Source organism: Chromobacterium piscinae (assembly GCF_021129175.1).
In the GTDB taxonomy this organism is placed as follows: Bacteria; Pseudomonadota; Gammaproteobacteria; order Burkholderiales; family Chromobacteriaceae; genus Chromobacterium; species Chromobacterium piscinae.
This window is the reverse complement of the sequence record NZ_JAJOHV010000003.1, coordinates 77,802-89,919: the sequence shown is the minus strand read 5'-3', so window position 1 is coordinate 89,919 and position 12,118 is coordinate 77,802. Positions and strand designations below refer to the sequence as shown.

Here is a 12,118-nt window from a genome sequence, read left to right as displayed (position 1 = left end):
GTGCCTACCAAAAAAGGAAAGGAAGTGAGGACGGGGAGATTACTCGCCCTTGGTCTTCACAACCTTGCGGCCACGGTAGAAGCCGTTCGGGCTGATGTGGTGACGCAGGTGGGCTTCACCGGTGCTGGCTTCAACTGCCAGGGCCGGGGCGGTCAGAAAATCGTGTGCACGATGCATGCCGCGCTTGGACGGGGACTTTTTGTTCTGTTGAACAGCCATGGTCGACTCCTAAGAAATTCAAGTAGATTCTAATGCGAATCCGGGTTACTCGGACTTGGGTCTCTTAAGCGCCGCCAGCACCGCAAACGGGTTGGGCTTGTCAGCCTTGGCGAGCGAGAGAGTATCCCTGCTGCATTCGTCGTGTTTCGGCGAATGCGGCAAGCCCATGATGATTTCGTCTTCGATCAGCGCAATCACGTCCAGTTCGGGTTCGGCGAGAACCGCGTCCAGCTCTTCATCCTGCTCGCAGGCCTCGTCCAGCTTTTCCTGGCTGGCGAACAGCGTGACCACCGAATCGGTGTCCAGGCTGAACGGCATGCCGTCCAGGCAACGCTGACAGGTGACTCGCAGGTCCGCCGTCAGGCGGATGCGCAGCGTAAAACGCTGCAGCTCGTCGCGAGAGCCGTCGAGCTGATAAGACACCTCGCCAGAGGTGTCCGACAGGTCGCTATGAACGCGCTCATCCAACCCGCCGACCGGCAGTTTGCCGGACAGCGAGCGCCCCTCCCGGGCGAACTTGAGCGGATCGATCAAAATCGGTTTAGACATAAACTCCGCATGGTACAATCCATTCCCCTGATTTGTCAAAAGAAACAAGGCAAGGCCGAACCGTGGCCGCCGGCCGACGCGGCCGCGCCGCCGGCGTTGCCGTCAACCGGCTCGCATCATGCACATCGTACTGGCTTCCACCTCCCGCTACCGCCAAGAAATCATCGCCCGCCTGGGTCTGCCTTTCAGCGCCGAACCGCCGATCTGCGACGAAACGCCGCTAGCCGGCGAAACCGCGCTGGAAACCGCAGTGCGCCTGGCCCGCACCAAGGCGCAATCGCTGGCCGGCAAGCATCCCGGCGCGCTGATCATAGGCTCCGATCAAGTAGCGCTGCTGGATGGCAAACAGATCGGCAAACCCGGCGGCTTCGAACAGGGCGTGGAGATGCTGATGTGGATGAGCGGCCGCACCGTAGTCTTCCACTCGGCGTTGGCGCTATACAACAGCGCCAGCGGCCGGCTGCAGGAATGCGTGGGCATCACCCGCGTCACGCTGCGCGCGCTGACCGAGGCGCAGATCCGTAATTACCTCACCCGCGAACCAGATGCCCTCCACTGCGCGGGCAGCGCCAAAAGCGAGGGCCTGGGCGGCGCGCTGCTGGAAAAAGTGGAATCCGACGACCCCAACGCGCTGATCGGCGTGCCGCTGTTCCAGTTGATATCCATGCTGGGCAACGAGGGCGTGGAGGTGCTGAAATGAGCAGCACCCTATTCCTGATTCCCGCTCCACTGGGCGACGAAAACATCGCTTGGCTGCCGGAAGGCGAGCGCGCCAAAGTCGTCCACATCAGCCATTTCGTTGTCGAGGCGGAAAAGACCGCGCGCAAGCACCTGAAAGCGCTGGGCGTGACAACGCCGATCCGCGAGCTATCCATGAGCACGCTGAACGAGCACACCAAGGAGGCGGATGTCGCCGCGCTGCTGGCGCCGCTGAAGGCCGGACACGATGTCGGCCTGATCTCCGAGGCCGGCTGCCCGGCCGTGGCCGACCCCGGCGCTCAACTAGTGGCGCTGGCGCACAAGCACGGCATCCACGTCGAGCCGCTGATCGGCCCCTCCTCCATTCTGCTGGCGCTAATGGCCAGCGGCGCCAATGGCCAGTGCTTCGCCTTCCACGGCTACCTGCCGGTGGACGCCACCGACAAAGCCAAGCTGGTGAAAGAACTGGAACAACGCTCGCGCAAAAACAACGAAACCCAATTGTTCATCGAAACGCCATACCGCAACAACGCTCTGCTGGCCCAGCTGCGCGAAACGCTGGCGCCCTCCACCCGGCTCGCGGTAGCCTGCGACCTGACCCTGCCGACGCAGACCATCGTCAGCCATCGGGTGCAGGACTGGCCGCAAAACCCGCCCGATCTGCACAAACGGCCGGCGATCTTCGTGATCCACGCCGCCTGAGAAGCGCCATGCCCAAGAACACGCCCATCATCCAGTCGCTGCTGGATACCGATCTTTACAAGTTCACCATGCTGCAAGTGGTGCTGCACCAATTCCCCGCCGCCCACGGCGAGTACGAATTCCGCTGCCGCAATCATCCGGATACGCCGCTGACGCAATTGAGGCAACAGCTGGAAGCGCAGCTGGACCTGCTGTGCGAACTGCGCTTCAGCCAGGACGAGCTGGATTACCTGCGCGGCCTGCGCTTCATCAAAAGCGATTATGTCGACTATCTGGAACTGTTCCACCTGCAACGCCGCTTCATCAGCGTAAGCGAGGAAGGCGAGCAGCTGGCCATCCGGATCAAAGGCCCGATGGTGCAAGCGATGTTCTTCGAGATCTTCGTGCTGGCAATCGTCAACGAGCTGTATTTCCGACCACTGGACAGCAAGGCGGTGCGCGAGGAAGGCCGCCGCCGGCTGGAAGCCAAGCTGGCCGAACTGGAGCGCTTCCAGCGCGAAGAGGCCGCCGGCCAGCGCTTTCCGCTGCTGATCGCCGACTTCGGCACTCGCCGCCGTTTCAGCCGCGACTGGCAGGCCCACGTGGTGGAGAGGCTGAACCATGCGCTGCCGCAGGTATTCCGCGGCACCAGCAACGTCTACCTGGCCCGCAAGCTGGGCATCACGCCGATCGGCACCATGGCCCACGAATTCTTCCAAGCATTTCAGGCGCTGGGCGTGCGGCTGCGGGACTTCCAGAAAGCGGCGCTGGAATCGTGGGTGCAGGAATACCGCGGCGACCTGGGCATCGCGCTGACCGACGTGGTCGGCATGGACGCCTTTCTGGCCGACTTCGACCTCTATTTCGCCAAGCTGTTCGACGGCCTGCGCCACGACAGCGGCGATCCTTATATATGGGGAGAGCGAGCGATCGCCCATTACCGCAAGCTGCGGATCGATCCGGCGACCAAGATGCTGACCTTCAGCGACGGACTCAGCGTCGACAGCGCGCTGGCGCTGCAGCGCTACTTCAGCCCGCACATCCAGGTCAGCTTCGGCATCGGCACCCACTTCACCAACGACATGGGGCTGGAGCCGCTGCAAATCGTGCTGAAGTTGGTCAGCTGCAACGGCCAGCCGGTGGCCAAGCTGTCCGACAGCCCGGGCAAGACCATGTGCAGCGACGAAACCTTCCTCGCCTACCTGCGCCAGGTATTCAAGGTGCCCGCCCCGCGCCAAGAGCCGCCGACAACCCCCTGACCCTGCGCTGCGCCTATTCGACTGGCACCGCCCGCGTCGTCGCGCCTTGTTCAGGCGCTCCGCGAGCTTTTGCCAGGCGCCAAGCCGGCTCAGTACAGCAGCGCCAGCAACTGCTGGCGCGCCGGCTCCTGCAGGCGCTCCCCGGCCAGCGCCGCCACCTGGCGGCCCAGCGCGCGGTAGGCGGGAAGCAAGCCGGTATCGGCCAGCACCTCCAGATGGCGCTCGACAGTGCCGATATCCCCGCGCAGGATAGGCCCGGTCAGCGCGTCGTACGGCCCCATCTCCAGCGCATTGTCCAGCGTCTGCCGCATCAAGCCGCCCAGCAAAGGCTGCGTCAATTCCGGCGGCACGCCGGCGCGGACCGTCAGCTGCCGCGCCATCTCGGTCAGCGCCACCAGAAAATTGGACGCCACCGACAAGCCTGCGTGATAGGCGGCCTTGCCGCCAGGCGCCAGCCGGAACGGCCGCCCGCCCAGCGCGCGCGCGAAAGCCTCCAGCCTGCGGCAGGCTTCCTCGTCGCCCTCCAGCGCGCACAGCGTGCCGGCAAAGCCCTCCACCGCCCGCCCAGGATCGGCGAAGGAAAACGCCGGGTGCAAGCTGGCGGTCAGCGCCCCCTGCTCCGCCAGCGGCTGCAACAACGAAGCGTCGCCCACGCCGCTGGCGTGAAACACCACAGAGCCCTCAGGCGCCACGCCCGCCGCCGCCAGCGCGCGCGCGCAGGATGCGATGGCGGCATCCGGCACCGCCAGCAGATACAGGTCGGCCCGCGCCAACTGCCTCATGTCGCTCACCAGCCGCCCGGCGCCGACAAAGGCGCGCGCCTCCTCCAGCGGCGGCAAACGCCGCCCCATCACATCGAGCAGACGATACGCGCCGCTCAACGCCGCCAGCCTGGCCACGCTGCGCCCCAATCTGCCCAGCCCCACCACTGTCAGTGTTTGCATACCTTATATATACCTGGCCGCAGCCTCGAATCCGAAGGCGACATTGTAGGGGATTTCCGCCATCGCCAGCCGCCGCGCCAGGCACGCATCAAGCCCCCAAACGCATGATTTCGTAGCCAAAATGCCTCACCACAGGACGATAGGTGCGCATTTTTGCAACTTATTCGACATGTAAATTTTCAAACAAAATCAATACGTTGAATACAATCCACATTAACAAATAATTCAAAAATAGAATATCCACTCCATTTACAGAGTCAACGCTTTCTTTTATCATGATTGAAAGCGAATTCACGTGGATGCAATCCGCGCCTGCTGGATTCACTTCAAGTCACGTTGATTTTTCAGCCCGCCCCTTCCGGACGGGCTATTTTTTTGCCAGTTGCAGGCAGCCATCCTCATAAAACCCAATAATCATAAGCATTTCATAACATTGATGCTTTTTTGCAACACACTCTAAAGCCACACACAACCACAGTAACAATCCTGACGATTCAGCAACTTACAACAAACAAAATCGAATTTCGTACTGCGCAAAACACAACAAGAGTTGCTTGATAGCAACACAATTCGGCAGGTGAAGTTGCATTTTCACAACCCAGCCAATAGCATTTGCTCACATTCCTAAACCTAAAAAAGGATGACTTGACCATGAAAAAGAGTCTGATCGCCCTGCTGGTAGCCACCCTGCCGGCTGCCGCATTCGCCGACGTAACCATCTACGGCAAAATCAAAGGCGGCGTTGAATACGTCGACAACGGTTCCACCAAGCAAACCAACGTTGACGATCTGGGTTCCCGCATCGGCTTCAAGGGTTCCGAAGACCTGGGCAACGGCCTGAAGACCATCTGGCAAGTTGAAACCGGTTTCGGCATCGACGGTACCAGCAGCAAGCCTTCCGACAGCGGCACCTTCGCTAACCGTGAGTCCTTCATCGGTCTGCAAGGCGGCTTCGGCACCGTACGCCTGGGTAACGTGTCCAACTTCCTGGACAGCGACATGGGCACCGTTGACACCTGGGAATACAAGAGCGACGCTCTGGGCCTGAGCATCTTCACCCGCGACGGCGACCGTCTGAAGAACTCCGTACGCTACGATCTGCCGACCGTGGTTCCGGGCCTGACCGCCGCTCTGCAATACGGCGTGAAGGAAAACAAGGGCACCGCCATCGGCCAGCCTAACAAAGATCGCGAAACCACCGTTCTGGGCCTGGGTTACGAAAACAGCGGCTTCTTCGGCAAGTACGCTTACACCCATCAGAGCAAGGCAACTTCTTCGGTTAGCGCCTCCATCGATGGCGTTACTCTGAATAACACCGCCAACGACAAGCATCGCCTGGAAGTTGGCTACAACGCCAACAACCTGTTCGTAGGCTTCGGCTATCAACAAGCCAAGGGCGGCGTTGACGTTGTCGGTTCTTCTTGGTACGGCCTGGTTAGCAATGACCTGACCTTCTCCGCCGTTCCGGATGTAAATGGCAAGGTCAAGACCCGCGAATACGCTCTGACCGCTGCCTACACCTTCGGCGCCATCACTCCGAAGTTCTCCTACGTGCACGGCGACAAGGTTGAAGTTGGCGGCGTGAAGGTAGGCAACTCCCAGTACGACCAGTACGTTCTGGGCGCTGACTACGCCATCTCCAAGCGCACCACCTTCGGCGCTCAATACGGCCAGATCGCCGTTAAGGGCAAGAACGAAGACCTGAAGGCTTTCGGCCTGAACATGGTTCACAAGTTCTAATAGCCGGTTCGACGCAAGAACCTGCGAACTTAGACGCAAAAAAGACCCGCTCCGGTGGGTCTTTTTTCATATCTGCTTCAAATGAATAGCGACTGAGCCGCGCGGGCGGCAAACGCCGTCGCATAGCTGGCAAACCCTTCAGTTAGCCTCCTGCCAGCGTCAAGACAGATAGGCAAACAAAAACCCCGCCGCAGGCGACGGGGTTTTCAGCTGAAAAACGGATATTCAGAACGGCAGCTGGTAAACCGGGTTACGGGTATCCGCCCCTTCCTGCCGTATCCGCTCCAGCTCGGCTCTCAACGCGGACAGAAGCCATTGCTCGCGCATCTTGTCGCCTTCCGGATGCTCTGCCAGCGTGCGGTACAGCGCCATGCCGTGCATCGTGGTCATCATGGTGAGCAGGGTGGCGAAGAAGCCGGTGGAGATCGCATAGCGCGGAAACAGCGAGGCCATCATCGCGACGAAGCGGTCGCGGAAATAGGTGCTGGAGCTGCCCAGGAAGATGTCGCGCAGATCCGGCGTGGTGCGCGCCGCCATCAGCAGCTCCAGCAGCACGATGTGGCGCGGCGACATCACCAGCGCCTTCATCAACGCGATGATGCGCTCCTCCTCGGACATGCCGGCAGGCAATTGCGCCGCCAACGAGAGCGCGGACTCGAAGATGTCGTCCACCACCTTGCGCCCCACCGGCTGCATCAGCTCGTTCTTGGTGGCGAAGTGGCGGAACAGCGCGCCTTGCGAAACGCCGGCGCGGCCGCAGATCAGTTGCACGCTGGTGCCGTGGTAGCCGCTCTCCATCAGGCATTCGATCGCCGCCTCCACCAGTTTACCTATGGTGGACTCCCTGCGGCTTTGCTGTGTTCGTCTAGTTTGCATCTATTGTTTTATCATTTATCGGCCCGAGCCCGGCGGATGATACGCGAAAGCGCATGTTCAAGCGAGGGCGGGCACATTCTAAGAACAAGCAAGACACGCCAACGGCAAGGCGCTCCTCTCTCTCCTGACGGCCGCGCCAAACGCGACCGCTCCAGCAATACTACCAAATCCCGGCATCCTGCATGCAACTGGCAACGCGGCTCAAAGCACTTTGTCGCGGCAATCACTCATCCTGCGCGCCATCAAGCATTATCTCCGCCCGGGACGAATGCGGCTTTGCTTTGGCGCAAGCTCCAAAAAAAGAAAGAGACCACTCTGTTTATAAAACGGAGTGGTCTATTTTTACTCGAGAAATCGTTTATTTCAAGCCAACACTAGCGAAATTGACCCGTCCATAAGGATTAACCACATAACCCGTCACCTCCTTGCGAGCCAAGCCATAAGCGATCGGATGCGCCAGCGGCAGCCACAGCGCCTGCTCGTGGATGGCGTGCTGGGCGGCTTGGTACAATTTGGCTCTGGCCTTGAAATCGCTGGTTTTCTTGCCGTCGGCGATCAGCTTGTCCAGCTTGCTGTCGCAATAACGAGCGAAATTGGTGCCGGACTGCACTGCGGCGCAGGAAAACTGCGGCGTCAGGAAGTTGTCCGGATCGCCGTTGTCGCCGGCCCAGCCCATGAACAGCATCTCGTGCTCGCCGGCCTTGCCGCGCTTGATCAGCTCGCCCCACTCCAGCACCTTGATCTGCAGCCGGATGCCCACTTTGGCCAAGTCGGCCTGCAACAGCTCCGCGCCGGCCTTGGGATTGGGGTTCAGCGTGCTGCCGCTGGGCCGCACCCACACCGAAACATCAAAACCGTTGGGGTAGCCCGCCTGGGCCAGCAGCTTCTTCGCCTGCGCCGGATCATAGGCGTAGGGCTTGATAGTCTTGTCGTAGCTCCAGGTATTGGGCGGATAGACCAGGTTGGCGGCGCTGGCGGCATTGCCGAACACCGTCTTCAAATAACTTGCCTTGTCGAAGGCGAGATTGATCGCCTGCCGCACCTGCGGGTTGTCCAACGGCTTCTTCTGGCTGTTGAAGGCGACGAAGGCGGTCATGAAGGCAGGCGTCTGCGATATCTGCAGCTTGCCGTCCGCCTTGGCTGCCTGCACGTCCTGCGGCTTGGGCGACAGCGCGATCTGGCATTCGCCGGCGCGCAGCTTCTGCAGACGCACATTGGAATCCGGCGTGATCGCGTAGATCAGCGCGGATACTTTGGGCTTGGCGCCGAAATAGACCGGATTGGGCGCGTAGCGCACCAAGGCATCCTTGGCGAAGCTCTTGAACACGAAAGGCCCAGTGCCGACAGGCTTGCTGTTGAGCTCGCCGGTCTTGCCGGCAGCCAACAGCTGCGACATGTATTCGGCGGAATAGATGGAAGCGAAGCCCATGGTCAGGCTGGACAGGAAGGTGGCTTCCGGATAATTGAGCTCGAAGCGCACCGTCAGCGGATCGAGCTTGCGCACCGCCTTGATCAGCTTGGGAAACTGCATCGCCTGCGCATGCGGATAGCCGGCCGGCGCGGTCTTGTACCAGGGATTGTCCGGATTCAGCATCCGGTCGAAAGTGATCGCCACATCGTCGGCGTTCAGCTTGCGCGTCGGCTTGAAGTAGTCGGTGCTATGGAAGCCGACGTTGGGCCGCAGATGGAAGGTGTAGCTCAGGCCGTCCGCGCTCACCTCCCAGCTGCTGGCCAGGCCCGGCTGCAGCTTGCCGGCGGCGGCGTCGTACTCCACCAGGCGGTTCATCAATACGTCGGCGGAAGCGTTGGTGGTGACCAGCGAGTTGTACTGCACCACATCGAAGCCTTCTGGATTGGCGTCGGTGCATACGGTCAGGGGCTTGGCCGCGACAGCGGCCATCGGCAGCAGGGCCGCCAGCGCGGCGGCGCACAATGTCTTCATCTCATTCTCCTTGCCGCAGGCCGGAACATGCCGCCTGCATTACCGGCATAGGGTAAGCGAAGAATGCCGCGAATCCAACGATTTAATCCACATATTGATATAAAGAGGCCGTCCATGGCGCCCGGCGACCGTGGAGCAGAAACGATTATCAGGGGCCGCTCTCGCCTCCCCCGCCTATCGACAGCGCTAGAACAAGCGCTGCAGGAATTCCTGCGCGGACAAGGCCGGGCTGCACAGATAGCCCTGGTATTCCTGGCAGCCGCGCTCGGCCAGCCAGGCCAGCTGCGCTTCGGTTTCCACCCCCTCCGCCACCATGTTCAGTCCCATCATCCGGCACAGAGTCGTGATCAGCTCGGTGATGGCCGACTTGTCGTCCAGATCGGCGATGAAGGAACGGTCTATCTTCAGCGAGGTAAGCGGATAGCGCTGCAGGTAGGCCAGATTGGAATAGCCGGTGCCGAAATCGTCCACCGCGATGCTCAGACCCAGCGCGCGCAAGGCCTGCAAGGTGTGCATGGTTTGCTCGTCGTGCCCCAGCAGCACCGACTCGGTGATCTCCAACTCCAGCTTGTCCGGCTGGCAGCCGCTGTCGGCGAGTATCTGCTCCACCAGGGCAGGCAGGCCGGGATCGACAAACTGGCTGGCGGACAGATTGACCGACACCAGCAAGTCCAGTCCCCGGTCGCGCCACAGGCGCTGCTGGCGCGCGGCCTGAACCAGGATCTGCCGGCCCAGCTCCATCACCATGCCGCAGTCCTCGCAAATGGGAATGAAGCTGTCCGGCATCAGCAAGCCGCGCAAGGGGTGGCGCCAGCGCGCCAAGGCTTCGGCGCCGACCACCTGTCCGCTGGCAATATCCACCCGCGGCTGGAAATAGGCGATGAATTCGCCGTGCTCCAGGCCTCGGCGGATATCGTTCTCTAGCGCCAGCTGCGCCTGGCTGCGCGCCTCCAGCGCCGGCGTGAAGAACATCAGGTTGTTGCGCCCCGCATCCTTGGCGGCATACATCGCCAAGTCCGCATGGCGCATCATCTGCTCCAGGTCCAGCGTCCGGCCCTCGCACACGCTGACGCCGATGGACGCCGACACGCCGACGTCCATGCCCTCCAGCCGCATCGGCACCGCCAGCGCCTGCAGGATGCGGCGCCCCAGCGCCTCGGCCCGCTCCGCCACCTGCGGCGCGCTCAGCATCACCAGGAACTCGTCGCCGCCCAGCCGCGCCGCCTTCTCGTCATGGCCAAGCAAGCCGACCAGCCGCCCGGCCATCCGGATCAGCAGCTCGTCTCCGCAGGCGTGGCCCAGCGAATCGTTGACGTTCTTGAAGCGGTCCAAATCGATGAACATCAACGCCACCTGGCGGCCATTGCGCAGCGCCTGCTGCAGATGCGGCAACAACTCGCTGCGGATGCCGTTGCGGTTGGGCAAGCCAGTCAGCACGTCGTGATTGGCCAGGAAGCTGGCGCGTGCCTCGGCGTGCTTGAGATCGGTGATGTCCACCTCGCTGACCAGCAGCGCATCTTGCCCTGTGACCGCGTCGCGGCAGGCGCGGGCTGACACTTCGTGCCAGCGCATGCCTTCCCGCGTATTCACCCGCGCCAGCAGCCGCGATTCACCGCACGCGGCCACGCCTTGCCGCAACTGCTGCCAGTCGCTGTCGTGGACGAAATGCTGGCGCCAGCCTTCGCCGGCCACCGCCACCTGCTCACGCGACGCGGGGTTGCGATACAGCGCGCCGCCGTTGCCGTCGTAAAGCGTGATCAGCACCGAGGTATGCAGCAATGCTTCCGTGCTGCGCAGGGACGCCGGGTCGGCGCTGAGGCTGTTCTGCGCCTCGCAGAACATCAGCATCCGGCCATTCACCCGTATGCCGCGGAACTTCACCTTGAGCACGCTGGGCCGGCCGTTGGGATACAGCGTCCAGCTTTCCACGAAACAAGCGCCTTCGCGTTCGAAGTCCTGCTGATACTGGGCCAGCCTTTGCGCCACCGACACCGACATGTCCTGCGACATGTCGCGCGCCTGCAATTCCAGCAGGCTGGCCGCTCCCCACACCTGCAGCCCGGCCTCGTTGGCCCAGAACACCCGCTTGTGGTCGATATCGAAAATCCATACCGGCAGGCTCAAGGCCTCCAGCAGTTCCAGGTCGGCCCCCTGCCAGGAAAGTACGCTTCTTATCGGCATGTCCGCCGCTAACCTTTTATTTATTCATCAAAAAAGCGCCGCGCGACTGCCATCGCGGGCGCCTGCCATTGTAACAAACACGTCTCATTTCCTGACGCGTTTTTTGCTCATCGGGGAAGCAAGCCCGGGTGATCCTGGCCCGATGCGCATTCCCGCTATGCATTCCTGCAATGAAAAACAGGGCTTGCGCCCTGTTTTCTTGGTTTGCGATCGCGCGCTCAGGCGGCCTGCTTATAAGCGAACAACCTGGCCATGCTGTGATGGTGCGGATGCCCATGGCTGAGATCCAGCGCGAACTCTTCCTGGTATGCCAGAGGAGTCAATCCGGAAAACTGCTCGCGCAGCTCGCCCGGCTGGTAGTAGTGGCGGACATAAGCCGCGGTTTCGCTGACGCCCCCGCCCGTTCCTGAGCAGCCTGGGTCGTCCACCATGAACACCGCGGCGAACAGATAGCCGCCCGGCTCCAACCCCTCCATCATCGCCTGGGCCAGCCGCTCGCCGGCGGCGGCGTCGACATGGTCCAGCGCGGTATAGGCGACAATGATGCGGTAACGCTGCGGCTCGATTTCCAGCTCGGTCAGATTGACCACCTTGCCGCTGACATCCAGACGCCGCCTATCGGCCTGCTCGCCCATCTTGGACACGGCCTCGGACGATTCGTCCACGCCGAACATGGAGAATCCGCGGTTCGCAAGGTACAGCGCGTTGCGTCCCTGGCCGCAAGCCAGATCTAGCCCTCTTCCGCCGCCGCCCACGCCGTACTTCTCCAGGAAATACATCAGCGACAGCGCCGGCCGGTCGCCATAAAAGGAATCGTTCCCTCGATAAAAAGCATCAAAATTAGCGACACACATTTCCGCTCACTCCCGCTTGCCTCTTGCCCCAGATATGCGCCTGCGCGCCTTCCCCACCAGGCCGCGTTGCATCCCCCTTAGTGATAGTTCGTACGTGAACGTATGACTACTTAGTTACTATTTCTAAGTATTTACCCTTACACATTTATCAGACATAAAAAACCCGCCGACTGA

Annotated in this window: 11 protein-coding genes; 4 read left to right on the top strand and 7 right to left on the bottom strand. The window is 61.5% G+C overall.

What is annotated here, in order from left to right; all coding sequences use genetic code 11:
* Window positions 1–39 precede the first annotated feature (39 nt).
* Together rpmF and LQR33_RS00895 are read right to left on the bottom strand one after the other, a co-directional pair.
* Window positions 40–219, bottom strand: coding sequence for a 50S ribosomal protein L32 (rpmF, locus tag LQR33_RS00900; protein ID WP_011136965.1), 180 nt, complete (start codon window positions 217–219; stop codon window positions 40–42).
* A gap of 45 nt (window positions 220–264) precedes the next feature.
* Window positions 265–768, bottom strand: coding sequence for a YceD family protein (locus LQR33_RS00895; protein ID WP_221664302.1), 504 nt, complete (start codon window positions 766–768; stop codon window positions 265–267).
* Between the two features lie 118 nt (window positions 769–886).
* Here LQR33_RS00895 and LQR33_RS00890 point away from each other — a divergent pair, with 118 nt between their 5' ends.
* From LQR33_RS00890 to pncB, 3 genes are read left to right on the top strand one after another with little or no spacing between them, the layout of a single operon-like run.
* Window positions 887–1,468 (top strand): Maf family protein, encoded by a 582-nt coding sequence (locus tag LQR33_RS00890; RefSeq protein ID WP_166437956.1) that lies wholly within the window; start codon window positions 887–889, stop codon window positions 1,466–1,468.
* Complete coding sequence (locus LQR33_RS00885; protein WP_166437955.1) at window positions 1,465–2,169, top strand: SAM-dependent methyltransferase; 705 nt, start codon at window positions 1,465–1,467, stop codon at window positions 2,167–2,169. Before LQR33_RS00890 ends, LQR33_RS00885 begins: the two co-directional genes overlap by 4 nt.
* An 8-nt stretch (window positions 2,170–2,177) precedes the next feature.
* Window positions 2,178–3,407 carry a nicotinate phosphoribosyltransferase gene (gene pncB / locus LQR33_RS00880; protein WP_231179180.1) on the top strand — a complete coding sequence of 410 codons (1,230 nt, stop codon included), beginning with the start codon at window positions 2,178–2,180 and terminating at the stop codon, window positions 3,405–3,407.
* A gap of 89 nt (window positions 3,408–3,496) precedes the next feature.
* On the opposite strand, the gene LQR33_RS00875 is transcribed toward pncB, so the two are convergent.
* A complete protein-coding gene (locus tag LQR33_RS00875) occupies window positions 3,497–4,351 on the bottom strand; it encodes a Rossmann-like and DUF2520 domain-containing protein (protein ID WP_231467039.1) in 855 nt (284 codons plus the stop codon).
* Window positions 4,352–5,002: 651 nt separating this feature from the next.
* Between LQR33_RS00875 and LQR33_RS00870 the strand changes: the two genes are divergently transcribed.
* On the top strand, window positions 5,003–6,091 hold the full coding sequence (locus LQR33_RS00870; RefSeq protein WP_231467036.1) for a porin: 1,089 nt from the start codon (window positions 5,003–5,005) through the stop codon (window positions 6,089–6,091).
* 225 nt (window positions 6,092–6,316) lie between these two features.
* Here LQR33_RS00870 and LQR33_RS00865 read toward each other — a convergent pair whose 3' ends face one another.
* The 4 genes from LQR33_RS00865 to LQR33_RS00850 form a co-directional block, all read right to left on the bottom strand.
* Window positions 6,317–6,967, bottom strand: coding sequence for a TetR/AcrR family transcriptional regulator (locus LQR33_RS00865; protein ID WP_221664310.1), 651 nt, complete (start codon window positions 6,965–6,967; stop codon window positions 6,317–6,319).
* A gap of 358 nt (window positions 6,968–7,325) precedes the next feature.
* The gene (locus LQR33_RS00860) at window positions 7,326–8,909 is read right to left on the bottom strand and encodes an ABC transporter substrate-binding protein (protein WP_231467035.1); all 1,584 of its coding nucleotides are present in this window, start codon (window positions 8,907–8,909) and stop codon (window positions 7,326–7,328) included.
* 186 nt (window positions 8,910–9,095) lie between these two features.
* On the bottom strand, window positions 9,096–11,090 hold the full coding sequence (locus tag LQR33_RS00855; RefSeq protein ID WP_231467033.1) for a putative bifunctional diguanylate cyclase/phosphodiesterase: 1,995 nt from the start codon (window positions 11,088–11,090) through the stop codon (window positions 9,096–9,098).
* Window positions 11,091–11,308: 218 nt separating this feature from the next.
* Window positions 11,309–11,944: a class I SAM-dependent methyltransferase gene (locus tag LQR33_RS00850; RefSeq protein WP_221664314.1), complete on the bottom strand. Its 636-nt coding sequence runs from the start codon at window positions 11,942–11,944 to the stop codon at window positions 11,309–11,311.
* Window positions 11,945–12,118: the final 174 nt, after the last annotated feature.